Below are 26,976 nucleotides of genomic sequence, written 5' to 3'. Positions count from 1 at the left end.
GAGCCGGCGGCACGGCCCGGGCTGTGAACCGCGCGCCATGCTCGCCACACGGCGCGCGACCGACCTTCACCGCAAGTTGGTTCTCGCCAGTTCGACGATTTCGTCGCCGCGCCCGCTGAGGATCGCGCGCAGCATGAACAGACTGAAGCCCTTCGCATGCGCGAGCTCGATCTTCGGCGGCATCGCGAGTTCGTACTTCGACGTGACGACATCGACCACCGCCGGCCCGTCATGCTCGAACGCCGTGCGCAACGCTTGCTCGACGTTCTCCGAATGCTCGACGCGCACGCTGAAGATACCGGCGCCCTTCGCGATCGCCGCGAAGTCGGTCGGGCTCAGGTCGACGTTCGTGTCGAGATAGCCAGCCGCCTTCAGCTCCATCGACACGAAGCCGAGCAAGCTGTTGTTGTACACGACGACCTTGATCGGCAGCTTGAGCTGGCGTGCGGTCAGCAGATCGCCGAGCAGCATCGACAGCCCGCCGTCGCCCGACAGCGACACGACCTGCCGCCCCGGATGCGCGCCCTGCGCGCCGAGCGCCTGCGGCATCGCATTCGCCATCGACCCGTGATTGAACGAGCCGTGCAGTTGCCGCTTGCCGTTCATCGTCAGGTAGCGCGCGGCCCACAGCGTCGGCGTGCCGACGTCGGCCGTGAAGATCGCGTCTTCCGCCGCGACTTCGTCGACGATCTTCGTCAGGTATTGCGGATGGATCGCGCGGCCCGGCGGCTCGGCCACCGCGAGATCGTCGAGCCCCTTGCGCGCGGCCGCGTAGTGCTTCAGCGCGTTCTCGAGGAAGCGCCGCTGGGTCTTGCGCGTCAAGCGCGGCAGCAGCGCCGCGATCGTTTCCTTCACGGTGCCGACGAGCCCGAGCGCGAGCGGCGCGCGATGGCCGAGCTGCGAGCCCTTCCAGTCGATCTGCACGACCTTCGCGTTCGACGGATAGAACGGCCGGTACGGGAAGTCCGTGCCGAGCATCAACAGCGTGTCGCACGATTCCATCGCGTGATAGCCCGAGCTGAAGCCGATCAGCCCCGTCATCCCGACGTCGAACGGGTTGTCCCATTCGACGAACTGCTTGCCGCGCAGCGCGTGCACGACCGGCGCGCCGAGCGTGTCAGCCAGCGCGACCACCTCGTCGTGCGCGCCCTGCGTGCCGCTGCCGCACAGCAGCGTGACTGCATCGGACGCGTTGAGCAGCGCCGCGAGCCGGTCGAGATCGGCATCGGCCGGCAGGATCGACGGCGGGGCCGATTCGCTCCACGCCGGCGGCTCTTCCGGGCCGTCGCCGAGCCCGATGTCGCCCGGCAGCACGATCACCGCGACGCCGCGCTCGTCGATCGCCGTGCGCATCGCCCGCGCGAGCACGCGCGGGAACTGCGACGCGTTGGTCACGAGCTCCGCGAAGTGGCTGCATTCGCGGAACAGCTCCTGCGGATGGGTTTCCTGGAAGTAGCCGAGACCGATCTCGGTCGACGGAATGTGCGCGGCGATCGCGAGCACCGGCTGGTGATTGCGGTGGCAGTCGTACAAGCCGTTGATCAGGTGCAGGTTGCCGGGGCCGCAGCTGCCCGCGCACACCGCGAGCCGCCCGGTCGACGCGGCGTCCGCGCCGGCCGCGAACGCGGCGCTTTCCTCGTGCCGCGTATGCATCCAGCGGATCGAGCCGATCTGGCTCAGGCTGAACGACAGGCCGTTCAGGCTGTCGCCCGTCACGCCCCAGATGCGCTCGACGCCCGCTGCCGCCAGCGTCTTCGCCAGGTATTCCGCCATCGTCTGTCTTGCCATGGTGCCCTCGCTCGTTGATGGGTCGTCACACGAATGAACCGACTCCGATGGCCTCCTGTGCCACGGAACGGACGAGCATACGCGATCGTTTCGCGAGGCGTCGTGAACGTGCAACGCACTTGCGCACGTTTCGTTCGATCCCTTTCGGCGGTGTCGGGCGACTGTCGCCGTTTCGTCAGCAAGCCGGCGGTTTCGCCCGCCGACGCACATTCAGCTCCAGTCGGACGCCGACTCGTCCGGATCGACCAGCGTCAGCCCCGCCGCCGGCAGCGGCAGCGCGGTCTTGTAGCGCACCTGCTTCAGCGCGAAGCTCGACCGGATGTTCGACACGCCGGGAATCGTCGTCAGCCGCTCGATGATGAAGCGCTCGAGCGTGCGCATGTCGGGCATCACGACACGCAGCAGGTAATCGGCGTCGCCCGACATCAGGTAGCACTCCATCACCTCGGGCCGCTGCGAGATCGCTTCCTCGAAGCGCTGCAGCGCATCCTCGACCTGCTTCTCGAGGCTGACCTGGATGAACACGTTGATCCGCAGCCCGAGCGGCTCCGGGTCGAGCAGCGTGACCTGCTGCCGGAACAGCCCGAGCTTCTCCAGCGCGCGCACGCGGTTGAAGCAGGGCGTGGCCGACAGGTTCACCGCGCGCGCGAGTTCCGCGTTCGTGATCCGCGCGTTCTGCTGAAGCTGGTTCAGGATGCCGATGTCGATGCGGTCGAGCCGCCGCGGGTTTGCGCTCATGGTCGAAATATTCCGGAAGAGTGGCCATAACCGGAATATTTACACTATCCGCACGAGAAATCCCAATGAAATCAGACGCATATTTTGCAGATCGGCGGGTAGCATGATCCGACCGATTGCCACTGATTGCGCACCGCTTCGAACCGGTGCGCGGGAGACCTGCGATGACGGACCTGTCGAACGGACTCGACGCCACGCGGCGCGCGAACCTCGCGCACGCCGACGCCGACCCGGAAGAAACCGCCGAATGGCTCGAAGCGCTCGACGCGGTTCTCGCGCACGTCGGCAAGGACCGCGCGCAGTTCCTGCTCGACCGGCTCGCCGCCCATGCGCACGCGAGCGGCCTGGCGGCGGCGCGCGGGCCCGTCACGCCGTACCTGAACACGATCGCCGCACACGACCAGCCGCCCTACCCGGGCGATGCCGAGCTCGAAGAGCGGCTGTCCGCCGCGCTGCGCTGGAACGCGCTCGCGATGGTCGTGCGTGCGAACCGCGCGTACGGCGAGCTCGGCGGCCACATCGCGAGCTACGCGTCGGCATCCGACCTGTTCGAAGTCGGCTTCAACCATTTCTTCCGCGCGGCAGCGGCCGACGGCAGCAGCGAACAGGGTGAACACGGTGAACGCGGCACGGGCGGCGACCTCGTCTACTTCCAGCCGCATTCGTCGCCGGGCGTCTATGCGCGCGCGTATCTCGAAGGCTTCCTCGACGACGCGCACCTGAAGCACTACCGCCGCGAGATCGCCGGGCCCGGCCTGTGCTCGTATCCGCACCCGTGGCTGATGCCCGACTTCTGGCAGTTCCCGACCGGCTCGATGGGCATCGGCCCGATCAACGCGATCTACCAGGCGCGCTTCATGCGCTACCTGCAGCATCGCGGCCTCGCGAACACGGCCGCGCGCACGGTGTGGGGCTTCTTCGGCGACGGCGAGATGGACGAGCCCGAATCGCTCGGCGCGCTGTCGCTCGCCGCGCGCGAGGGGCTCGACAACCTCGTGTTCGTGATCAACTGCAACCTGCAGCGGCTCGACGGCCCGGTGCGTGGCAACGGCCGCGTGATCGACGAGCTCGAGGCGCTGTTCGCCGGTGCCGGCTGGAACGTGATCAAGGTGTTGTGGGGATCCGACTGGGATCCGCTGTTCGCGCGCGACCATGCGGGCGCGCTCGCCCGCGCGTTCGCCGACACCGTCGACGGCCAGTTCCAGACCTTCTCCGCGAACGACGGCGCGTACAACCGCGCGCGCTTCTTCAGCCGCGACCCGGCGCTCGACGCCCTCGCCGCGCAGCTCACCGACGCGGAAATCGATCGCCTGCGCCGCGGCGGCCACGATGCACGCAAGCTGCACGCCGCGTATGCGCGCGCACTCGCGCATCGCGGCCAGCCGACCGTGATCCTCGCGAAGACGATGAAGGGCTACGGAATGGGCACGGCCGGCCAGGGCCGGATGACGACCCACCAGCAGAAGAAGCTCGACGTCGACGACCTGAAGGCGTTCCGCGACCGCTTCCGGCTGCCGCTGTCGGATCTCGACGTCGAGCAGCTCACGTTCTACAAACCCGCCGAAGACAGCCCCGAGATGCGCTACCTGCACGCTCGCCGGGCTGCCCTGGGCGGCTATCTGCCCAGAAGGCGGATGGTGGCGTCGGAGGGGCTCACCGTCCCGCCGACACCGGCCTGGGGTGCGTTCGCGCTGGATGCGGCGGGCCGCGAGATGTCGACGACGATGGCGCTCGTGCGCATGCTGGCCGCGCTGCTGAAGGATCCGGCGCTTGGCCCGCGCGTCGTGCCGATCGTCGCGGACGAAGCGCGCACGTTCGGCATGGCGAACCTGTTCCGGCAGGTCGGCATCTACTCGCCGCTCGGGCAGCGCTACGAACCGGAGGATCTCGGCTCGATGCTCTACTACCGCGAGGACACGCGCGGGCAGATCCTCGAGGAAGGCATCTCGGAGGCCGGCGCGGTGTCGTCGTGGATCGCCGCGGCGACCGCGTACAGCGTGCACGACCTGCCGATGCTGCCGTTCTACATCTACTACTCGATGTTCGGGTTCCAGCGCATCGGCGACCTGATCTGGGCCGCCGCCGACCAGCGCTCGCGCGGCTTCCTCGTCGGCGCGACATCGGGCCGCACGACGCTCGGCGGCGAGGGGCTGCAGCACCAGGACGGCAGCAGCCATCTTGCGGCGTCCACGATCCCGAACTGCCGCGCGTACGATCCGGCGTTCGCGTACGAAGTCGCGACGATCGTCGATGCCGGCATGCGCGAGATGGTCGAGCAACAGCGCGACGTGTTCTATTACGTGACGGTGATGAACGAGAACTACGCGCAGCCGTCGATGCCCGACGACGATCCGGCCACGCGACGCGCAGGCATCCTGAAGGGCATGCACCGGCTGCCGTCCGGTTCGAACGCAACGGTGCACGTGCAGTTGCTCGGCGCGGGCGCGATCCTCGGCGAAGTGCTCGCCGCGCAGCGGATGCTGAAGGACGACTGGGGTATCGATGCCGCCGTGTGGAGCGTCACGAGTTTCAGCGAACTGCAACGCGACGGAATGGAAGCCGAACGGCTGTCGCGACTCGGCGACACGGCGGCCGAGCCTTATGTCACGCAGCAGCTTGCCGCGACGCAAGGCCCCGTGATCGCGGCGACCGACTACGTGCGCGCGGTGCCCGAGCTGATCCGTGCATACGTGCCGCGCCGCTACGTGACGCTCGGCACCGACGGGTTCGGCCGCAGCGATACGCGCGAGGCGCTGCGCGCGTTCTTCGAAGTCGATCGAGCGAGCATCGTGCTCGCCGCGTTGAAGGCGCTGGCGGATGACGGTGAACTCGATGAGGCAATGCTGCACACGGCGCGCGAACGGCTCGGAAAAACGGTGCGGCAGCCCGGCGGAGCGCCGTGGCAACGCTGAGCGCACACGCAATGTTGTCGAGCGCTTTTTCAACCGTCTCAAGAATTTTCGTCGAGTCTCCACTCGACACATTTTCCGCAAGATAGTCGCGGAACACGAGCACACAATTTGAGATGATGGGCGCGCTAAAGACGCTAGGTCCGGATGCGACGGTCTCGGAATTGCTTGGTGCGACCACAAAACTCGTGATGTTGATAGCCTTCGCTACGCTGTGGGGCGATAACACAAGACTGCGAAAGCTACTGGAACAAAACGGCATCGACCCGAGACGGCGCAAGCGGTAGCGCGTCGACTTGTCACGGCGACGAGCGAGGCTATGCCTTTACCGCCGTGTTCGAACGCGTGGAGGTTGGCCGTGGTCGTGCGGCGCAACAGGTGTGACTCCGTGTGCCGATCGTGCTCACTTCGTTTTGCCCGCACGCCGCCAACACAGCATGCGCGGTCAGCCGCATCACGATGCGCTACACCGGCAGCGCATGCGTCGAAAGAATCTCCTTGAGTACCATGAACGAGCGTACCTGTCGCGACAAGGTCCGGCTCGGCGAATTCGAGCCGGGGTCGAAGGTGCTGTATGCGCATCTCGGCGGCGTGCCGGCGTTGAGCGCGTATAGCGAGATTTTCCGGAACGGGTGACCGGATTGACATGAAACGCCGGCGTGCCACGAGTCGCGCGCCGGCGCGTTGATCACGGCAATCGCCCCGCTCACCGTTGCTGCGGCTCCCTCTACGCGCCCGCCGTCCCGCACGCCATTTCTTCGGCTGCCACAATCCCGCCCTTCTTCGCCCGCCGCGCTCCGCTTGTTGCGATCCGTCCACCTCGACGACCCGGCATCGCACGTCTTTCTAAAGTCAAGTCCGACTCCGTCATTCGTTCATTCGGACAGAAATTCCACTGATTCGTACTCGTACTAATCCATTCCCCTGGAATTTAGTAGGCGTTCTATATAAATCAGGCCCCTGCTTCCTGAAAATTGACCCCATCGAGTCGGCCGCAACGTTTCGCAAGCATTCGCCCTTCATGGCGCCAAGCTCGAAAAGATCCGTCGCAACTCATCAGGCCGACCGGCACCACCGCAGCAGCGCCTCCTTCCCCGATGCATTTCCCATGCAGTGGAAACAGCGGTCACGCTCCGCTCCGGCCGAGCGTGCGATATCGCGTCGCAATCGGGACAACGGGCGTCCATCTCAATCAGAACGGCAGCAGGAGGGTATATGGATACTTCATTCGAACCACGGCACGCACATGCAGCGCGTGCCGCAGGCGGCCTGATCGCGCGCATTGCCGACGTCGCACTGATTTCGTTCGGCGCGCTGGCCGCCGCTCTCGTGTTGCCTGGCACGGACGTCGACCGTTCGTCCGAACTGGCCGCCGTCGCCTGCGCGGCGACCTTCGCGCTGATGCTGTTTCCCGCACTCCGCCTCTACCACGCACCGGCCCGCCCCGCCAGGCACCGCACCGCACTGCTCATCGCGTTCGCGTGGCTGATCGCGCAGGCCGGCGCGGCGCTCGTGATGCGGGTGCTCGCGCCGACCCTCGCCATTCCGCTGCCCTGGTACCTGCTCTGGACCGCAACGAGCGGCATCGCGCTCGTCGCGTCGCGCGTCGTCGCCGGCACGACGCTCGAACGGATCGGCCGCCCGCAGGAAAGCGATCGCCTCGTCGCGATCGTCGGCTCCGGCGCCCATCGCGACGCCGTGCTCGACCGCATCGCCAGTGTGCCGTCGGCCGGATTCCGCGCGGCGGCGATGTTCGATATCGCCCGCGCCGATACGACGAGCCCGGGCGGCATGCCGCGCTTCCGTGATCTCGATACGTTCGCACAGCATGTCCGCACGCACGCGATTCCCGAAGTCTGGCTCGCGCTGCCGATCGGCGAGGCGCGCATCGTGATGGCCGTGCTCGATGCATTCCGCGACGATCTCGTCAACATCCGCTTCATGCCGGACGTCAGCAAGCTCGCGATGTTCGACGGCGAAATGATCGACCTCGTCGGTGCACCGGCGATCAACCTGGTCGCGTCGCCGCTGTCGTCGCGCGCGCTGCTGCACAAGGCGATCTTCGATCGCGTGTTCGCGGCCACCGTCCTCGTCGGCATGGCGCCGCTGCTGCTCGCGATCGCGGCAGCAGTCCGGCTGTCGTCGCACGGCCCCGTCCTGTTCCGCCAGCAACGCAAGGGCGCGGACGGCCAGGCATTCACGATCTTCAAGTTCCGCACGATGCGGCTGCACGACACGGGCAGTGAAGTGCACCAGGCGACGCGCGACGATCCGCGCATCACACGGGTCGGCGCGTTCCTGCGCCGCACGAGCCTCGACGAGCTGCCGCAGTTCCTCAACGTGCTGCGCGGCGAGATGTCGGTCGTCGGCCCGCGCCCGCACGCGCTCGAGCACGACGACCTCTACCGGAAGATCGTCGACGGCTATATCCACCGCTACCGCGTCAAGCCGGGCATCACCGGGTGGGCGCAGATCAACGGCCTGCGCGGCGAGACCGATCGCGTGGAAAAGATGCAGCGCCGCGTCGAAGCCGATCTCCACTACCTGCGCAACTGGTCGTTCGCCCTCGACATGCGCATCGTCCTGGCCACCGCCCTGCGCGGCTGGTCCCACCGCAACGCGTACTGATACGCACGCGGCACCGCCACCGCGCGTCGCCGCATCACGATAAGGATGACTGATGACTTCCGCCATGATCGAGCGGGCCGGATCCGCACGTCCCTACCGCATGCGCACGCTGCTGGCCGCAGCGGTCAGCGTCGCGCTCTCGGCCTGTGCATTCGCACCCGGCATGCAGATGAGCGCACCGCCCGCCGCCGGCCAGCCTGCCGGACACGCGAACGCCGGCGGGAGCGTTCCGTTCCGGATCACGACGATCGACGCCAGCCTGATTCGCCAACTCGACGCACAGGCCGCGCAGCAACAGCACCTGCCATCCGACCGGCTGGCGGCCGCGCCCGGCGCTTATCGCCTCGGCCCCGGCGACGTGCTGCAGATCACCGTCTGGGATCACCCCGAACTCGCCGCCGCGCAAGGCGCCGCGCAGCAGAACGCGCCGCGCGCGGCCGACCCGGTCGCGGGCTTCGTCGTCGATTCGCACGGCAACCTGGCGTTCCCGTTCGCCGGCAGCGTGCCGGTCGCGGGTCTCACGGCCGACGCCGCGCAGGCACGCATCGCCGCCGCGCTGTCGCGCGTCTATCGCAATCCGCAAGTAACACTGCGCGTTGCGTCGTTCCGCTCGCAGCAGGTCTATATCGACGGCGAAGTCCGCACGCCGGGTGCGCAGCCCGTCAACGACGTGCCGATGACGCTCTACGAAGCGCTCGGCCGCGCGGGCGGGCTCGGCACGGCCGCCGACCAGAGCCGCATGACGCTCGTGCGCGACGGCGTGTCCTATCCGCTCGACCTGACGCGCATGCTGCGCGACGGCCGCAATCCCGCCGACGTCGTGCTGGCCGCCGGCGACCTGCTGCACGTGCCGGCACGCAGCGACTACGGCGTGTACGTGATGGGCGAAGTGAACAAGCCGTCGCTCGCGGTACCGCTGCGCGACGGCCGGCTGACGCTGTCCGACGCGCTGTCGCAGGCCGGCAGCGTGAACGCCAATACCGCCGACGCCGCGCAGATGTTCGTGATCCGCGGCTCGCAGACGAGCGATCCGCAGGTGTTCCACCTCGACGCGCGCTCCCCCGTGTCGATGGTGCTCGCCAACGAGTTCGCGCTGCAGCCGAAGGACATCGTCTACGTCGACGGCAACGGCCTGGTGCGCTTCAGCCGCGTGCTGAGCCTGCTGCTGCCCGGCGTCAGCACCAGCGCCGCCGCGGCGCTCGCCGTCAAATGAGCGCCATCGCCACGCTGCTCGTCGTGTGCGTCGGCAACGTCTGCCGCAGCCCGATGGCGCAGGCGCTGCTCGGCGCGCGCCTGCCCGGCGTCGACGTGCAGTCGGCCGGGATCGGCGCGCTCGACGGCCAGCCGGCCGACCCGCACGCCATCGACCTGATGCGCGCGCGCGGCCTCGACCTCGCCACGCACCGCGCGCGCCAGGTGTCGTCACGGCACGCCGCACGCGCCGACCTGATCCTGACGATGGACCTGGAGCAGAAGCGCTGGCTCGAGCGCCGCCACCCGTTCCTGTGCGGCCGCGTGTTCCGCCTCGGCGGCACCGGTCAGGGCTTCGACGTGCCCGACCCGTATCTCGGCCCGCGCGCGTCGTTCGAACACAGCCTGCGGCTCATCGAGCGCGGTGTCGACGCGTGGTGCGCGCGCATCGCGCCGGCCGCCTCCCCCTCCACCCCGCTTTCCGGACCGAATCGATGACCTCTCCTGTTTCCCGCGAGCGATCGCACGATCGCGGCGCCGAGCTCGACCTCGCCGGCGTCGTCGACGTGCTCGTGTCCCAACGCTGGCTGATCGCGCTGGCAACCGCCGCCTGCGTCGGCGCCGGCACGCTATACGCGTTTCTCGCCCCGCCGCAATACCAGGCCGACATCCTGCTCCAGGTCGAGGACAGCGGCGACCCAGCCGCCGCGAACAGCATGCTCGGCGACGTGTCGTCGCTGTTCGACATCAAGTCGAGCGCCGCGGCCGAAGCGCAGATTCTCGCGTCGCGGCTCGTCGTCACGCGTGCCGTCGACGAGCTGCGCAGCTACATCGTCGTGCAGCCGAAGCGCTTTCCGCTGGTCGGCGATTTCGTGTCGCGTTTCAACACCGGCCTCGCGCACCCCGGCCTCCTCGGGTTCGGCGGTTATGCGTGGGGCGAGGAAGCGATCGCGGTCGCGCGCTTCGACGTGCCCCGGCCGCTCGAAGGCGAGCGCTTCGAGCTGACGCTGCTCGACGGCCAGCGCTACCGGCTGACCGGGCCCGCGCTGCCGTCGGCCGTCACCGGCCGCATCGGGCACGTGGAAACCTTCCCGACCGCGAGCGGCCCGATCGCGATCGACGTCGCGCGCGTCGATGCGAACCCGGCCACCCGCTTCACGCTCGTGCGCGAATCGCGCGCCGAGACGATCGACACGCTGCGGCGCGGCCTCGACGTCCAGGAAAAGATCAAGCAGTCGGGCGTGATCGTCGCGACGCTGCGCGGCCCCGATCCGCAACGGATCCAGGCGCAGCTTCAGGCAGTCGCGAACCACTACGTGCGTCAGCACATCGAGCGCAAGTCCGCCGACGCGGCGCAATCGCTCGCGTTCCTCAACGCGCAGCTGCCGGTGCTCAAGCGCCAGTTGCAGGACGCCGAGCAGCGCTACACCGACATGCGCAACGCGAACGGCACGATCGACCTGACCGAGGAAGCGAAGCTGATCCTGCAGCAGACGGCCGACGCGACCACGCGCCGCCTCGAGCTGCAGCAAAAGCGCGACGAGATGGCCGCACGCTTCGCGCCGGGCCACCCCGACATGGTCGCGCTCGACGCGCAGATCGCCACGCTCGGCCGCGAGCAGCGCGGCTTCGAGCATCAGGTGCGACGGCTGCCCGACCTGCAGCAGAACGCCGTGCGGCTGATGCTCGACGTGAAGGTCGACACCGATCTCTATACGGCGCTGCTCGCGAACACGCAGCAGCTCGAGCTGGTCAAGGCCGGCAAGACCGGCAGCGTGCGGCTCGTCGATACGGCGATCGTGCCCGAGGATCCCGTACGCCCGAAGCGGCCCGTCGTGATCGCGGCGGCCGCGCTGATCGGGCTCGCACTCGGCATCGCGCTCGCCTTTGCGCGCGACTTCCTGTTCGGCGGCGTCCGTCACGCGGACGAGATCGAGCGTCATCTCGACATCGACGTCTACGCGACGATTCCCGATTCGGCGGCCCAGCGGCAGATGGTGCGGCGCATCGCGCAGCACGCACCGGGGCCGAACCTGCTGAGCGCGCGGCACCCGCACGATCCAGCCGTGGAAAGCCTGCGGAGCCTGCGCACCGCGCTGCGCTTCGCGATGCAGGGCGCACGCAACAATGTACTGCTGCTGACCGGCCCGGCGCCGGGTGCGGGCAAGTCGTTCGTCGCGGCGAATTTCGCGGCGCTGCTCGCGGCCAACGGCGAGCGCGTGCTGCTCGTCGACGGCGACCTGCGCAAGGGTCATCTGCATGAATCGCTCGGTGTCCCGCGCGAGCGCGGCTTCGCCGAGCTGCTGTCGGGCACGGCCGCGCCGGCCGACGTGACCTGCCGCGACGTGGTGCCGCGCCTCGATTTCATCCCGACCGGCGCGGTGCCCGAGTATCCGTCCGAGCTGCTTGCCGACGAACGCGTCGCCGCGCTGCTCGACGTGCTGTCGGCCTGCTACGACGTCGTCGTGATCGATGCGGCGCCGATTCTCGCGGTGACCGACGCGGTCACGCTCGGCCGCCACGCCGGCACCGTGCTGCTCACGGCGCGTGCCGCCGCGACACGCGTCGCCGAACTGGACGAAGCCATGCGGCGCCTCGCGCACAACGGTATCGCCGCGAGCGGCGTGCTGCTCAACGGCGTCGATCCGCACGTCGGCCGGTACGGCTCGCGCTACGGCGCCTATCGCTATACGCAGTACCGTTACGCACCGCCGCGTTGCGGCCTGGCATCGTCGATCGGCCGCACGCTGCGCGCGCTCGTGTCCCGCCGCCGGGGAGCGCCGCGATGAGCGATACCCGTCACCTCGAACGCGTCGCGATACGCGATGCCGCGCCGGCGGACGCTTCCGCCACGACCGAATTGGGCTCCCGGCAAGCCCCGGCCCGCGCGGCGCGCCTGCGGATCGCGCTCGTCGTCGAAGCCGCGGGCGGCGGCGTGGCCGTCCATCTCGCCGACCTGATCGACGGACTCGCCGCAATCGACGGCATCGAACTGCACCTGATCGTGCCGCACGGCCCGCGTTTCGACACAACGATCCTCGATGCGCGCGTGCTGTCACGCTGTGCAAGCGTGCATGCGGTGCCGATGCAGCGCACGGTCGGCTGGCGCGACGCGCTCGCGGTCGCCCACGTCTATCGCCACCTGCTGCGCATCCGTCCCGACATCGTGCACAGCCACAGCTCGAAAGCCGGCGCGATCGCACGCCTGTGCCCGGGGCCATGGCGGCAGGTGTACACGCCGCACGCGGTCTATACGCTGAACCCGACGCTGGGTAACCGCCAGCGCCGGTTCTACGGCACCATCGAGCGGCTGCTCGGCCGCCTGTGCACGCACCGGATCGTCGCCGTCTCGCGCGACGAGGCGCAACACCTGAACGAAGCGCTCGGCATTCCGGCCGCGCGCATCGACACGATCGTCAACGGCGTCCGACCGCCCGCCCTGATGCCGCGCGAGGCGGCACGACACGCACTCGGCGTCGCCCGCGACGCCCTCGTCGTCGGTTTCGTCGGGCGCTTCGATCATCAGAAAGGCATCGACCGTCTCGTGCGGATTGCGCGCGGCGTGTATCGCCAATGCGGCCGTACCGTGCAGATCGTCGCGATCGGGTCCGGCGACTTCGTCACGGCGGCCGGCAACGAGGCCGACGATCTTCCGCCGAATCTTCACGTCGTCGGCCGCGTGAACCACGCGAGCCGCTATTTCTCCGCGTTCGACCTGTTCGCGTTGCCGAGCCGCTACGAAGGCTTTCCCTACGTGTGTCTCGAAGCGATGGCCGCGCATGTGCCGATCGTCGCCACGCGGGTATCCGGCGCGACCGAGCTGATCGACACGCATGGCATCGGCGTCGTGGTGCCGAACGAAGACGACACGACGCGCTTCGCCCGCGCGATCGTCGCGCTTGCCAACGATCCGGCCGCACGCGACGCGATGCGAGCGAACTGCGCGGCGGCCCTCGGTCAATTCTCGGCCGAGACGATGGTCGCGCACACGCTCGACCTCTATCACACCCTTTCCAGACGAGGCCCGGCATGACGCCCCCCATTCACGTCGCGCTGCTGCACGCGTACAGCGCCCGCAATTCCGGTGACGGCCTGCTGGTCGACCTGTCCGTCGGCCTGCTCCGGGAGGCCTTCGGCGATGCCGTCCGCGTGTCGATCGTCGCGGCCGATCCGGCTTCATTTCCGGCGTACGACGACGTATGCGCGGCGCCCGTGCTCGCGGAGCGCGGCACGAACCGGCTGGTCGCCGCCGCCGCCGCCGCGCTGCCCGTTCGAGTCAACGGCAGGTTGAAAGCACTGCGCAGCCTGCTCGACGAAGTCGACCTGATCGTCGGCGTCGGTGGCGGCTATCTGCGCGCGCGCACGGCCATCGAAGCGCTCAAGCTCGAAGCCGGCCACCTGCTGCAAATGCGGGTTGCGCTTGCCTCCGGCAAGCCCGCCGTCTATCTGCCGCAAAGCATCGGCCCGGTGCTGTCCTCACGCGCCGTCGCCATGCATCTGCAGTCGCTGCTCGGCGCGTTCGATTCGGTGTTCGTGCGCGACGACCGCTCCGCCGCCTTCCTCGCCGCGAATCCGAATACGCGGCGCGTGCCGGATCTCGCGGTGCTCGACTTCGGGTATCGCAGCGAGACCATCCTTCGGCAAACCCCGCCGAACAGCGACACCGCGCGCCATGTTGCATTCGTGCTGCGCCGCGCACCCGCGTGGAGCGCGAAACGACGCGCGCGCTACGACGCATCGATCGCGCGGCTGATCGAGCAGGTGCGCGCAACGTGCCGGGTCAGCTTTGTCGTGCAAAGCACGGGGCGCGGCAACGACGATCCCGCGTACTACCGCAGCCTCGGCATCCGGGAACCGCTGACGCCGCTCAAGACGCTTCTCGAAACCGACCGGCCGGACGTCACGGTATCGGTTCGCCTGCACGGCGCGCTGGAATCGATCCTGCACGGCGTACCCGCCTTCCACGTCAGCTACGAGCGCAAGGGCTTCGGTGCGTATGCGGACATGAAGCTCGACGACTGGGTCGTCAACGGCGCGGATTTCGATCCGGCGCGCGTCTGCCGGACGATCCTCGCACCCGGCGCGGCTACGGCGTTCCGGAACGCCGCGCAGGGCGGGTTTGCGAGCATCCGTGCCGCACGCGCACGCGTGATCGACGCACTGCGTGCGGCCCGTCGTGCGGATTCCGACATCGAAACAAAAGTCGAAGCCGAAGCCGACGAGGCCATGCCATGCTGATGCGCCTGCTCCTGCGCAGCTTGGCGCTCGGCCTGAAATTCACGCTCGCGATCATCGTCGCGCGTACGCTCGGCTTCGACGCGGTCGCCGCGTACGGGTTCGCGGTCGCCGCCGCCGTGATCGCATCGAAACTGCTCGGCCTCGGCTTCAGTCCCGAACTCAACCGGCGGCTCAGCAAACCCGATCCGCTGCCCGCGTTCGGCGCGATGCGCACCCTCTGCGTCGCGTACGGCGGCCTCTACTTGACGCTCGTCGCGACGCTCGCCGCGGCGACCGCCAACGGTGACGCAGCCCTGCTCGCCCGCTTCGGCCTGTCGACGCGGCTCGCGTGGTGCGTGCTGCTCGTCGCGCTCTCCGAGCATGCGGCATTCGAGGCGAACGGCTGGCTGTTCTCGCTGCATCGACCTCGCGCCGGCTCGCTGCTGCTGTTCGTCCGCACCGGCGCGTGGGCCGGCGTCGCGGGAGCGGGGTTGCTCGTCGGCGCCCTGCATTCGATCGAATCGGTTTTCGCGCTGTGGTTCGCGGCCAATACGTGCGTCGTCGTGCTTTCGTGGCGGCGTATCGGCGCGGTTGCACGCCAGGCGCACGACTGCCCGCAGGCGGCGCGCGCACCGGCCGTGCGCGAGCGCGGTGTCCTGTCGATCTGGCGGCACGGGTTGCCGTTCTACGTGGCCGGCATCGTCCTCGCGTCGTTGCAATACGCGGAGCGGTTCATCGGCGGCGGCCAACTGAGCGCCGATGCGCTCGGCCGGTACGTATTCGCGTGGTCGATCGCCAACGCGATCCAGGCGCTCGCCTTCTCGACCGTCGTCGTGACAGCCGGCCCGCGCTTCGTGCGCGTGCTGTCCGACGCACCGGGCACGTTCCCCCGGCTCGCCGTGCGCGCGACGGTGGCCAGCGTGGCCGTCACCTCGATCGCGGGGGCCGCGGTCCTTGCACTGCATCGCGACCTGTTCGCGTTTGCGCACGAGCCCGCGGGCACCGGGCAGGTCGCATTGCTCGCGACACTGCTCGTGTCGTTCGTGCTGCGCGGCGCGGCGGACGTGCTGTGGACGGCCGCGATCGCACTGCGTGCCGGCTGCGCCGCGATGTTGTCGATGATCGCGCTCGCGCTGACGTACCTGCCGCTCGCATGGAGCCTGATCGTTCACGCTGGTGCGATGGGGGCGGCCATCGCCCATCTGGCGGCAAGCGCCGGCATCGTCGCCACGCTGGCGCTGATCGTCGCGCGCACCGGCCGGTCCCGTGCGGCCGCACGCACGGAGGCCGCCCCGCATGCTGCGTAACCTGATTGCCGGTGGCCCGGCACTGAGCCGCGGCGTGACGCGCGCCGTCGGCGCGATGATCGTATTCGTCTACTGGATCGTCTACGCAAAGGCCGGCACGTTCCTGCCCGAGTTCGTGTTCCGCGACGCGGAGAAGATCCAGAGCCAGATCGGCGGCGGCAGCACCTACGAAGGCACGTCGTTCGATGCGGTCGCGAAGTTCTATGCGCTGCTCGGCCCGGCCGGCACGTCGCTGTTCGTTGCCGCGATCGGCACGGCGTTCATCTGGCGGATCGTCGGCGAAGGCCGCCGCGTCGGGTCGTTGGCCGCGACCGTCGTACTACTGGCGCCGTGTGTGTTCTTCAACCTGTTCGTCGCAAGCAAGGACACGCTCGTCGTGCTGATCGCGCTCGTGCTGGCCAGCATCGCGCGGCGTCGCCCGGCCGCCTGGACCTTCGTGGCCGTGGTTGCGCTCTACGCCGGCTACGCGGCCGTCGTGCGCAGCTACTTCACGCTGATTCTCGCGGTCGCGCTGGCCGCGCTCCTGTTCCGGCACCTGTCATGGCGCGGCAAGACCTTGCTGCTCGGCACTGCCGCGATCGCGCTGTTCCTGCTGCCGCCGGACGTGTACTACCTGCTCCAGCATCCCCGCGACATGGCAGCCGACTATCTCGCCTACGGTTCGCCGTTCGGCGCGCGCACGAGTTTCTACAACCCGGTCGCGCCCGATTCGTTCGTCGCCTTTTGCGCGAACTATGCGTACGCGGTGCTGCGGTTGAATCTGCCGCTGCTGTTCGACGTGGGCCCCAAGGAAGTCGCGATGCAGCTGTTCGTGTGGATCGCGCTGGCCGCCGTGTGGCGTCGTGCACGGCATCGCACGCATCCGGCCCGCGACCTGCTCGCCTGCGTCGTCATCGGTCACGTCGCCGTATCGATGCTGTTCGAACCCGATCTCGGCAGCTATACACGCCACCTGTCCAGCGTCGCCTTGCTGTGCGCGCTTCAGTTCGCGGGATTCGAACCGCGTGCCGGTCGACGCCGGCCAAAGCGCGATGCCGCGACGAACGGCACGCCGACTCCCGCCCGCCTGCCGCACAAGGACATCACCCGCTAAACCCGACATGCAAACCTTCCCCGTCCAGACCGGCATCTTCCGGAACCTCCAGTGTGCACGCGCCTTCGCGGCGCTCGCCGTCGTCGGCTATCACATGGGCACGCTTCCGTTCGGGCAGGCCGGCGTCGATATCTTCTTCGTCATCAGCGGGTTCATCATGTCCGTCGTCGCGCCGCGCGAGGGGCACGCCTTCCTGCGCAGGCGCCTGATCCGGATCGTGCCGCTCTACTGGCTGACCACGCTGGGCGTGTTCGCGATCGCGGTCGTGAAGCCCCAATGGCTGAATTCGACGACGGCCGGCCTCGACTATCTCGTCAAGTCGCTGCTTTTCGTGCCATACGTGAAGGAGAACGGCCATTGGGGGCCGCTGAACCTCAACGGCTGGACGCTCGAATACGAGATGCTGTTCTATCTCGTCATCGCCGGATCGATGTGGTTCGTCCGCGCCCGCCATGCAACGACGTTCGCGGCGCTCGCGCTTGCACTGTTCTGCGCGTACGTGGCCGCCGGCGGCCCGGCAGGCGAAGTCGCCGCCCATCTCGGTCAGCCGTTCGTGCTCGAATTCGGGCTTGGGGTACTCGCCTGCCGCCTGCTGGAAACCGGCATCGCCGGGCGACTTCCGCGCTTCGCGTGGCTCGCGGCATCCGTAGCGGCGCTCGCGGCGATACCGCTCGCCGCCACCCTGTCCGGCACGCCGACCGGCTTTGAACGTGTCGTCTGGTGGGGCGTGCCGGCCTGCATGCTGATCGTCGCCGCGGTCGCGCTCGACCTGCGGGGCTGGACGATCGGGAACGCGATGCTCGCCCGCCTCGGCGATGCGAGCTATTCGATCTATTTGCTGCATCCGTACGTGATCGGTGCAGCGAACAAGATCGTCGGGATGCGCCTCGACGCCGGCACGTGGTCGGGCACAGCGGCCGCGCTCGCGACGCTGGCCGCTGTCTGCGCATGCGGCTGTGCCTGTCATGCGTGGATCGAGCGGCCGATGCTTGCTGTCTTGAAGCACCGGTTGTCGCGGAAGCGCCGTGCAGCGGCGTCTTGAGCACGGATGCGATTGAATCGAAGAATCTGACAAGAATGAATGATGGAAACAAGTCGCTCGTACTTGTTCCATGTTCATTGAGGGAACCATTTCGTAACATCGTCGGCATTCCAAACGGCCGGGCGACGGATCACGCATCGGCTGACAGCGCCATCCGTTCGAGGTCAAAAATTCGCTCCGTTCGTTCTTTCATCGCCGTGCCCTGGCCTCCTCCGACGCCGGTGCACGCACCTGCTTTCCCTCGCACCCCCCCTGCATCCCCGCACTGCGCCCAGCCGTTGCGCCAATCGGGATCCTTTGCCCGAAAGCTGGCCGGCCCGTTCCGCATCGCGTGCCTGACCGGCCTCGCGCTGTCGCTTCACGGTTTCGCGCAAGCACAAGTCCAGGTCCCCAATGCGGGACAGTCGCTACGCGACGTCGAGACACTCCGTCCTGCACTACCCGCTTCCGCCGCGCCCGAACTCGCGATGCCTGTGCCAGCCGAGGAGCCCTCGCCTGCCACGGCTGACGGCCCGCGCATTCCAGTCAGCGCATTCGTCATCGAAGGCAACGCGGCCATTCCCGCCGCAAGGCTCAACCCGTTGCTCGCCGATCTCGTCGGCCGCGACCTGAGCTTCGAGGATCTGCAGCAGGCCGCCAACCGGATCACGACGTACTACCGCGAACACGGCTACGTCCTCGCCCGCGCGTATCTTCCCCGCCAGGACATCGAACACGGTGTCGTGCGCATCACTGTCGTCGAAGGCCGCTACGGACAGATCGAGTTGCACAACCGCACGCGCGTGCTCGATCGCGCGCTGCGTCAACCGCTTGCGTCGTTGCAGCCCGGCGAGATTGCGCACGGCAACCGTCTCGAGCGCAGCCTCATGCTGCTGAACGAGATGCCCGGCGTCGATGCGAAGGGCACGCTGCGTCCCGGCGCCGAACCCGGCACGACCGATCTCGTGATCGACGCCGAACGCGGTCGCTTCGCCACCGGCTCGATCGAACTCGACAACTTCGGCGATCCGCTGACCGGCCGCTACCGCGCGACCGGCAGTGTCGACGTGAATGCGCCGCTGCGCATCGGAGATCGCTTCTCGCTGCGCGGACTGACGAGCAATACGAATCAGCGCTATTACCGCACGTCTTATCAACTGCCCGTCGGCCCCGCATCGACGCGCGTCGGCGTCGCGTATTCCGACATGGACTACCGGATCGGCGGCAGCCTCAAGGACCTTCGCTTCCACGGTGGCGCCGACGTTCGCTCCGCGTTCGCCACGCAGCCGCTGCTGCGCAGCCGGCGCACGAACCTCGATGCGCAGGTCGTCTACGAAAACAAGCATTTGCGCGACGTGTACGGCGCGTTCGACGTGGTCAACGACAAGACCGTCGACCTGTGGTCGTTCGGCGTGAGCGGCAACCACCAGGACACCGTGGGCGGCGGCGGCCGGACCGGCTTCTCCGCCACGCTCGGCATCGGCCACCTGAGCGGCAACGATCCGCTCGACATGGACTACTACGTTCATACCCAAGGCCAGTTCGCGAAGCTGAATGTCAGCGCGCTGCGGCTGCAAGCGCTCGGCGCGCGAATCCAGCTCTATACCCAATTCAGCGCGCAACTGTCGTCGCGCAATCTCGACGCGTCGGAAAAATTCAGTCTCGGCGGCCCGTACGGCGTGCGTGCGTTCGCGCTCGGCGCCGGTAGCGGCGACCAGGGCTGGCAGGCCACGGCCGAACTGCGCTATCTCGCCGCGCCCGGCTGGCAACTGAGCGCGTTCGCCGACACCGGCCGCATCCAGCTCAGCAAGCAGCGATGGTCCCGCGAGCGCAACACCGTGCAGCTGTCGTCGCTCGGCATCGGCGCGAGCTGGTTCGGCGCGCGCCATCAAGTCAATCTCACCGCCGCGCTGCCAGTCGGTTACGCCGATCCGGTCGCATCGCCCACGCGGTCGCCGAGTATCTGGTTGCAAGCCGCCCAGTATTTCTGAGCGGTACACGACGAGCGGCCCGCCACGCAGGGGCGAGCCGCAAGTAGCGCGGGCGGCCTCGCCGCGCGCAGCGTCGAAAGCGTGCGTCCTGCATGCCTTCGGCTTTTCTCGTTTCGTTAGGTATACATATCGATACGAAACGATCAACCTGTACTTTCCGAGGAACAACAATCTCATGAACAAGACCTACGCACTGGTCTGGAACCAGACCCAGGGGTGCTGGAGCGCAGTCGGGGAAACCGCGCGTCGGCGCGCCAAGCCCGGCAGCGCCAAGCGCGCCGCCGCCGCGATCTCGCTGCTCGGCTTCACCGCGCTGCCCGCCTTCGCGCTGCCCACCGGCGAGAACATCACCGCCGGCAAGGCCGACATCATCCGCGACAACGACGGCAAGTCGATGTCCATCAACCAGCACACCGACAAGCTCATCACCAACTGGAACGACTTCAGCATCGCGGGCAACGAGCGCGTCGCGTTCCATCAACCCGGCAAGCAGTCGATCGCGCTGAACCGCGTGGTCGGCAACAACGGCAGCCAGATTCATGGCCAGCTCGACGCCAACGGCAAGGTCTTCCTCGTCAACCCCAACGGCGTGCTGTTCGGCTCCGGCGCGCAGATCAACGTCGGCGGCCTCGTCGCGTCCACCCGGAACATCGCCGACGCCGATTTCCTCGCTGGCAACTATCGCTTCTCGGGCAACTCCACCGCGTCGATCGTCAACGACGGCCATATCACCGCCGCCGACGGCGGCAGCGTCGCGCTGCTCGGCGCGCGCGTGTCCAACAACGGCGTGATCCAGGCGAAGATGGGCCGCATCGCGCTCGGCGCCGGCGACACGTTCAAGGTCAACTTCGACGGCAACGACCTGCTCAGCCTGCAGGTCGAGGGCGCCGCAGTCGATGCGCAGGCCACCAACGGCGGCCTGCTCAAGGCAGACGGCGGCGAAGTGCTGATGACCGCGCGCGCGGCCGGCAACCTGCTGAACGCCGTGGTCAACAACACCGGTACGATCGAAGCGAAGGGCCTTGCCAGCCATGCCGGCAAGATCACGCTGGACGGCGGCACCGTCAAGGTGGCCGGCAAGCTCGACGCGAGCGCGGCCGAAGCTGGCGCGCCGGCCGGTTCGATCGTCACGCGCGGCGAGCAGGTCCGCGTCGCACGCGGCACCACAGTCGACACGCGTGCCGGCGACACCGCCGGCACCTGGACCATCGAGGCCGCCAACGCCGGTGTCGCACGCAATCAGGCCGACAGCGTCTATCCGAACGACGCGTCGATCGACGCCGATACGCTGTCGGGCAACCTCGGCACCACCAACGTCGCGCTCACCAACACCCGCGGCGACCTCTCCGTAGCCGGCCCCGTCGCGTGGAACAGCGATCGCGCGCTCACGCTGACCTCGCAAAACGGCAACGTCGATCTGAAGCAAACGTTGTCGGCCACCGGCGCGAACGCCAGCCTGAACGTCAACGCCGCCGACAAGATCCGCATTGACAACTCGGTCAAGCTCACCGGCCGCAACGCGCACCTCGAGTTCAACGCGAAGAACGGCCATACGCTGAACAACAAGGCCGTCGTGACGCTGTCCGGCGACAACGCATCGTTCCGCGCGAACGGCGAGGACTACAAGGTGCTGCATACCGTTGCCGACCTGCGCAACGTCGACGCGAACCCGGGCGGCCGCTACGTGATCGGCAACACGATCGACGGCGCGAACGCGAGCTTCCGCAGCATCGCGGCCAACGGCGCGTTCTATGGCGTGTTCGACGGCCTCGGCAATACCGTCTCGCGCCTGCGGATTTCCAATCCGGGCCAAAACTCCGTCGGCCTGTTCTCGCACAACGCCGGCCGCATCGCCAACCTCGGCCTGCGCGACATCGTGACGGTCGCATCGGGTCTGCCGTACGGCTCGCCGATTTCGGTCGGCACGCTCGCCGGCAGCAACTCGGGCACGATCTCGAACGTGACGGCCGAAAACGTCGCGGTGTCGACGACGGGGCGCGCATACGTCGGCGGCCTCGTCGGCTCGAACTATGGCGGCACGATCGAGCACGCCAACCTGTCCGGCCGCATCGACACCGATCGCTACGCGAGTGCGGTCGGCGGCCTCGTGGGCGAGAACCTGACGCTGCTGAACCAGCCACCGGTCTCGGCGCTGATCCGCGACAGCCACGCCGAGGTACGCATCAACGCCGCGCACGACGGCGCCTCGGGCGGCCTGGTCGGGTACAACACCGGCATGATCGAGCGCTCGTCGAGCGCCGGCAGCATCAACGCGACGGGCGCGAGCACGCAGGTCGGCGGCCTCGTCGGCATCAACGACGGCAAGGGCATCGTCAAGCAGTCGTCGTCATCGGCTAGCGTGACCGCGCGCAACAACGCGGTGGCGGGCGGCCTCGTCGGCATCAACATGGCCACCATCGCGGAATCGCGCGCCAGCGGCAAGGTGAGCGTCGGCGAGCGCAGCGTCGCGGGCGGCCTCGCGGGCGTGAACCTGGGTGACATCGACGCGTCCACGGCCGACGGCGACGTGTTCGCGGCCGCCTCCAGCACGGTCGGCGGCCTCGTCGGCACGAACAGCGGCCGGATCCGCAAGTCGCAAGCCAACGGGAACGTGACGGCGGGCGACAAGGCGGTGGCCGCAGGCGGCTTCGCCGGCTACAACGACGGCGACATCGACGAATCGACCGCGACGGGCAACGTCGTCGCAGGCGCCGACAGCCTCGCAGGCGGCTTCGTCGGGCGCAACGGCACCGCGGGCCGCATCCATGCCTCCGTCGCGCAAGGCCATGTCCGTGCCACGGGCAAGTCGACGCTCGGCGGCTTCGCGGGCGCGAACGACGGCTTCATCGAAACGTCGCTGGCCAGCGGCAACGTGGCCGGCGATCACGGCAGCACCGTCGGCGGCTTTGTCGGCACGAATGCCGGCACCATCGAGGCGTCCGACGCATCCGGCGACGTGGCTGGGGGGGACGACAGCACCGCGGGCGGCTTTGCCGGGATCAACACCGGTACGCTGGATTCCTCCAACGCATCGGGCCGCGTCACCGTTCTGAACGCCGGCACGGCAGGCGGCCTCGTGGGGCTCAACCAGGGCATCGTCCGCACGTCGAGCGCCAACGGCAAGGTATTGGCCGGGCAATCGAGCAAGGCCGGCGGCCTCGCAGGCCGCAACCTCGGGACGATCGCCGATTCCCGCGCTACCGGCACGGTCAAGGCGGGCGACTTCTCGTCGGCCGGCGGCCTCGTCGGCGCAAACGAAAGCGGCAACATCGCGCGATCGACGGCGTCGGGCGACGTCGAAGCCGGCCGGCAGAGCCAGGTCGGCGGTCTCGTCGGCAGCCTGCTCGGGTCGGTCGACCAGTCGCGCGCGACGGGTTCCGTCAAGGGCGGCGACGCCAGCTACGTCGGCGGCCTGGTCGGCAGCAATGCCGGCGTCATCACCGCGTCGTCGTCGAGCGGCACGGTTTCCGGCGGCCGGTACGCGCGACTGGGCGGGCTCGTCGGCGGCAATTTCGGCTTCGTCTACGGCTCGTCGAGCACCAGCCGCGTCGACGTGAAGGCTGGCTACGACCAGTCCTACGGCGCACTGGTCGGCGTGAACTATGGCCGCGTGACGCCGTAAAACGGGCACGGACGGTTTCCGGTCACGCCACCTGAACGGCATGCCGGATTCCGTCGGGTGATACGAGCGGCCCGTCCGCTCGCGGCCGGCGGCCACAAGGCCGCCGGTTGCCCCCTCCGGCCGATCAGCCTTCGAGGTCGGCCGGATTTTCCTAAAAAGCAACCAGGAAGACCAAACGATGAATAGAACCTATGCACTGGTCTGGAACCAGACCCAGGGATGCTGGAGCGCGGTCGGGGAAACCGCGCGCCGGCGCGCCAAGCCCGGCAGCGCCAAACGCGCCGCCGCCGCCCTCTCCCTGCTCGGCTTCACCGCCCTGCCCGCCTTCGCACTCCCCACCGGCGAGAACATCACCGCCGGCAAGGCCGACATCCTGCGCGACGCCGACGGCAAGTCGATGTCGATCAATCAACATACCGACAAGCTCATCACCAACTGGAACGACTTCAGCATCGCCGGCAACGAGCGTGTGTCGTTCCATCAACCCGGCAAGACGTCGATCGCGCTGAACCGCGTGGTCGGCAACAACGGCAGCCAGATTCACGGCCAGCTCGACGCCAACGGCAAGGTCTTCCTCGTCAACCCCAACGGCGTGCTGTTCGGCTCCGGCGCGAAGATCAACGTCGGCGGCCTCGTCGCGTCCACCCAGAACATCGCCGACGCCGACTTCCTCGCCGGCAACTACCGCTTCTCGGGCAACTCCACCGCGTCCATCGTCAACGACGGCCACATCACCGCCGCCGACGGCGGCAGCGTCGCGCTGCTCGGTGCACGCGTGTCCAACAACGGCGTGATCCAGGCGAAGATGGGCCGCATCGCGCTCGGCGCCGGCGACACGTTCAAGGTCAACTTCGACGGCAACGACCTGCTCAGCCTGCAGGTCGAGGGCGCCGCAGTCGATGCGCAGGCCACCAACGGCGGCCTGCTCAAGGCAGACGGCGGCGAAGTGCTGATGACCGCGCGCGCGGCCGGCAACCTGCTGAACGCCGTGGTCAACAACACCGGTACGATCGAAGCGAAGGGCCTTGCCAGCCATGCCGGCAAGATCACGCTGGACGGCGGCACCGTCAAGGTGGCCGGCAAGCTCGACGCGAGCGCGGCCGAAGCTGGCGCGCCGGCCGGTTCGATCGTCACGCGCGGCGAGCAGGTCCGCGTCGCACGCGGCACCACGGTCGACACGCGTGCCGGCAACACGGCAGGCACCTGGACGATCGAAGCAGCCAACGCCGGTGTCGCGAACAACAACGCCGACAGCCTCTATCCGGCCGGCGCATCGATCGATGGCGACACGCTGTCGAACAACCTCGGCACCACCAACGTCGCGCTGACCAACACGCAGGGCGACCTGACGGTCGGCGGCCCCGTCGCATGGAACAGCGATCGCGCGCTTACGCTCACGTCGCAAAAGGGCAACGTCGATCTGCAGCAGACGCTGTCCGCCACCGGCGCCAACGCCAGCCTGAACGTCAACGCGGCCGACAAGATCCGCATCAACGACGCGGTCAAGCTGACCGGCCGCCACGCGCACCTCGAGCTCAACGCGAAGAACGGCCATATGCTGAACGGCAAGGCCGTCGTCACGCTGTCCGGCGACAACGCGTCGTTCCGCGCGAATGGCGAGGACTACAAGGTGCTGCATACCGTTGCCGACCTGCGCAACATCGATGCGGATCTCGGCGGCCGCTACGTGATCGGCAACACGATCGACGGCGCGAACGCGAGCTTCCGCAGCATCGGCGGTGATCGCACGTTCCACGGCGTGTTCGACGGCCTCGGCAACACGATCAGCCGGCTGGCGATCACCGGCACCGGGCCGAACATCGGCCTGTTCGGGCAAAGCAGCGGCACGCTTGCGAACCTGACGCTCGATTCACTCGTCGTCGACGGCACCTCGGCCGCTCGCGCCGCGTTCGTCGGCGGCCTCGTCGGCGACAACCTGGGCGGACGTATCACCAACGTCACCGCGAAAAACATGAGCGTCTCGTACCACGGCAACAGCCTGGTCCAGATGGGCGGCCTCGTCGGCCGCAACCTCGGCACGATCGACCGCGCAAGCTTCTCCGGACGCGTGTCCGGCAGCAACAGCGCGTTTATCGTGGGCGGGCTGGTCGGCTCAAACGCCGGCTCGATCGCCGACAGCGAAGCCTTCGCCGACGTCACGCTGTCCGGCGGCCGCACCCCGCCGATCAGCCGTGAGATGCAGAGCGCGGGCGGGCTCGTTGGACTGAACAGCGGCCGCATCATCCGTGCGACGAGCGGCGGGCGCGTGTCCGGTCGCGCCGATACGAGCACCGGCGGCTTTGTCGGGGTCAACACCGGCACGATTCGCGATGCGTCGGCCAACGCCACGGTCACGGCAGGCAAAGGCAGTTATGTCGGCGGCTTTGCCGGCAAAAACCGCGACGGAGGCATGATCGCAAGCGCGTCCGCTTCCGGCCGAGTCTGGGCCGACGGTGCGATCGCGATCGGCGGCTTCATCGGCGAAAACGCAAACGGCACGCTGGACGGCGTGCAATCGGACGGCGACGTCACGGATCTTGCCAGCGGTCATGTCGGCGGTCTGGCAGGCAGGAACGGCGGCACGATTCGCAACGCGCAGGCCAGGAGCACAGTAACGGCGGGCCGCAACAGCCACGCGGGCGGTCTCGTCGGCACGAACGACGGAACCGTGTCGAACGCAAGCGCCAATGGCAGAGTCAGTGCAGGCGATGGGAGCGATGTCGGTGGACTCGTTGGCCTGAACACCGGGGTGCTGGACACCGTGCATGCCGCCGTCAACGTGACGGCCGGCAACGGCAGCCGTGTCGGCGGGCTGGTCGGCGCGAACCGCGGCAACAGCGCGATCGTGCGCCATGCGTCCGCATCGGGCAGTGCGGCGGCAGACGGTTCCAGTGTCGGCGGTCTGGTGGGTCTGAACGACAAGGGCGCCCTCATCGAGGATGCATCGTCCACTGGCACGATTGCGGGCAACCGTTCGCACCTGGGCGGCCTGGTCGGTGAAAATGCCGGCACGATCCGGGCCTCGACGTCGAGCAGCCGTCTGAACCTCGTGTCGCCGGACTACGGCTGGTTTTTCTGGGGTAGCCTGGTCGGGCTGAATGAGAACAGCGGCACCATCGAAACCAGCTCGGTCAGTGGTTCTGACCAGCCCTATTCCACGGTCGGCATGAGTTTCGGCAAGATCGACGGGCAGTGGCGCTACGGTCCCGTCAGTTGGTGATGGTGCTTTGAGCATGGCGGCACCCGCTCGTTTCATGAGCGGGTGCCGGAAAACCGCTGGCCGGCGGCTTCATCGATGCAGCCGGCCATTACGGGAACGCCGGGTGAGTGGCGACGGATTGCGACCCGATATGGCGACCCGACACGGGCGATCGATGCCGCGCACATCATGACCGAAGCGACTTGCGTCGCGCGAATCCTCTCTTGAACGATCCGAACGGATCTATCAGACCGACGCTCGAAAATACCGAT

The 26,976-nt window shown here is 68.2% G+C and carries 15 protein-coding genes and 2 pseudogenes; 14 read left to right on the top strand and 3 right to left on the bottom strand.

The window, feature by feature from the left end; translation table 11 throughout:
• Positions 1 to 66: 66 nt before the first annotated feature.
• The gene (gene poxB, locus J8I33_RS03045) at positions 67 to 1,788 is read right to left on the bottom strand and encodes a ubiquinone-dependent pyruvate dehydrogenase (RefSeq protein WP_089488960.1); all 1,722 of its coding nucleotides are present in this window, start codon (positions 1,786 to 1,788) and stop codon (positions 67 to 69) included.
• 210 nt (positions 1,789 to 1,998) lie between these two features.
• Positions 1,999 to 2,526 (bottom strand): Lrp/AsnC family transcriptional regulator, encoded by a 528-nt coding sequence (locus J8I33_RS03040; RefSeq protein ID WP_050017644.1) that lies wholly within the window; start codon positions 2,524 to 2,526, stop codon positions 1,999 to 2,001.
• A gap of 164 nt (positions 2,527 to 2,690) precedes the next feature.
• Between J8I33_RS03040 and mdeB the strand changes: the two genes are divergently transcribed.
• On the top strand, positions 2,691 to 5,438 hold the full coding sequence (gene mdeB, locus J8I33_RS03035) for an alpha-ketoglutarate dehydrogenase (RefSeq protein ID WP_209933013.1): 2,748 nt from the start codon (positions 2,691 to 2,693) through the stop codon (positions 5,436 to 5,438).
• A gap of 461 nt (positions 5,439 to 5,899) precedes the next feature.
• Here mdeB and J8I33_RS34375 read toward each other — a convergent pair.
• Positions 5,900 to 5,962 (bottom strand): annotated as a pseudogene (locus tag J8I33_RS34375) (Lrp/AsnC family transcriptional regulator); the annotation flags it as partial.
• Position 5,963: 1 nt separating this feature from the next.
• On the opposite strand from J8I33_RS34375, the pseudogene J8I33_RS03030 reads away from it, so the two are divergent.
• The 13 genes and pseudogenes from J8I33_RS03030 to J8I33_RS02970 all read left to right on the top strand — a co-directional run.
• Positions 5,964 to 6,071 (top strand): annotated as a pseudogene (locus tag J8I33_RS03030) (aminocyclopropane-1-carboxylate deaminase/D-cysteine desulfhydrase family protein); the annotation flags it as partial.
• Between the two features lie 579 nt (positions 6,072 to 6,650).
• Positions 6,651 to 8,063, top strand: coding sequence for an undecaprenyl-phosphate glucose phosphotransferase (locus J8I33_RS03025; protein ID WP_245170087.1), 1,413 nt, complete (start codon positions 6,651 to 6,653; stop codon positions 8,061 to 8,063).
• A 52-nt stretch (positions 8,064 to 8,115) separates the two neighbouring features.
• A complete protein-coding gene (locus tag J8I33_RS03020; RefSeq protein WP_124654092.1) occupies positions 8,116 to 9,276 on the top strand; it encodes a polysaccharide biosynthesis/export family protein in 1,161 nt (386 codons plus the stop codon).
• Positions 9,273 to 9,752 carry a low molecular weight protein-tyrosine-phosphatase gene (locus J8I33_RS03015; RefSeq protein WP_089488957.1) on the top strand — a complete coding sequence of 160 codons (480 nt, stop codon included), beginning with the start codon at positions 9,273 to 9,275 and terminating at the stop codon, positions 9,750 to 9,752. The genes J8I33_RS03020 and J8I33_RS03015 overlap by 4 nt, the downstream gene beginning before the upstream one ends.
• On the top strand, positions 9,749 to 12,043 hold the full coding sequence (locus J8I33_RS03010; protein WP_209933006.1) for a polysaccharide biosynthesis tyrosine autokinase: 2,295 nt from the start codon (positions 9,749 to 9,751) through the stop codon (positions 12,041 to 12,043). Before J8I33_RS03015 ends, J8I33_RS03010 begins: the two co-directional genes overlap by 4 nt.
• Entirely contained in the window at positions 12,040 to 13,287 is a 1,248-nt protein-coding gene (locus tag J8I33_RS03005) for a glycosyltransferase family 4 protein (protein WP_209932999.1), read from the top strand. Before J8I33_RS03010 ends, J8I33_RS03005 begins: the two co-directional genes overlap by 4 nt.
• Positions 13,284 to 14,492: a polysaccharide pyruvyl transferase family protein gene (locus tag J8I33_RS03000; protein ID WP_209924518.1), complete on the top strand. Its 1,209-nt coding sequence runs from the start codon at positions 13,284 to 13,286 to the stop codon at positions 14,490 to 14,492. Before J8I33_RS03005 ends, J8I33_RS03000 begins: the two co-directional genes overlap by 4 nt.
• Positions 14,486 to 15,778 carry a polysaccharide biosynthesis protein gene (locus J8I33_RS02995; protein ID WP_209932992.1) on the top strand — a complete coding sequence of 431 codons (1,293 nt, stop codon included), beginning with the start codon at positions 14,486 to 14,488 and terminating at the stop codon, positions 15,776 to 15,778. The genes J8I33_RS03000 and J8I33_RS02995 overlap by 7 nt, the downstream gene beginning before the upstream one ends.
• The gene (locus J8I33_RS02990) at positions 15,768 to 16,871 is read left to right on the top strand and encodes a hypothetical protein (protein WP_209932990.1); all 1,104 of its coding nucleotides are present in this window, start codon (positions 15,768 to 15,770) and stop codon (positions 16,869 to 16,871) included. Before J8I33_RS02995 ends, J8I33_RS02990 begins: the two co-directional genes overlap by 11 nt.
• 7 nt (positions 16,872 to 16,878) lie before the next feature.
• A complete protein-coding gene (locus J8I33_RS02985; RefSeq protein ID WP_209932989.1) occupies positions 16,879 to 17,913 on the top strand; it encodes an acyltransferase in 1,035 nt (344 codons plus the stop codon).
• Between the two features lie 467 nt (positions 17,914 to 18,380).
• The gene (locus J8I33_RS02980) at positions 18,381 to 19,883 is read left to right on the top strand and encodes a ShlB/FhaC/HecB family hemolysin secretion/activation protein (protein ID WP_245171380.1); all 1,503 of its coding nucleotides are present in this window, start codon (positions 18,381 to 18,383) and stop codon (positions 19,881 to 19,883) included.
• Positions 19,884 to 20,058: 175 nt separating this feature from the next.
• Positions 20,059 to 23,505, top strand: coding sequence for a GLUG motif-containing protein (locus tag J8I33_RS02975; RefSeq protein ID WP_209932985.1), 3,447 nt, complete (start codon positions 20,059 to 20,061; stop codon positions 23,503 to 23,505).
• A 178-nt stretch (positions 23,506 to 23,683) separates the two neighbouring features.
• Positions 23,684 to 26,725 carry a GLUG motif-containing protein gene (locus J8I33_RS02970; protein ID WP_209932977.1) on the top strand — a complete coding sequence of 1,014 codons (3,042 nt, stop codon included), beginning with the start codon at positions 23,684 to 23,686 and terminating at the stop codon, positions 26,723 to 26,725.
• The last annotated feature ends 251 nt before the right edge of the window (positions 26,726 to 26,976 follow it).

The organism is Burkholderia sp. AcTa6-5, from assembly GCF_017815075.1.
GTDB lineage: Bacteria > Pseudomonadota > Gammaproteobacteria > Burkholderiales > Burkholderiaceae > Burkholderia > Burkholderia sola.
The sequence above is the reverse complement of the archived record's forward strand: the minus strand, read 5'-3'. Positions and strand labels throughout refer to the sequence as shown.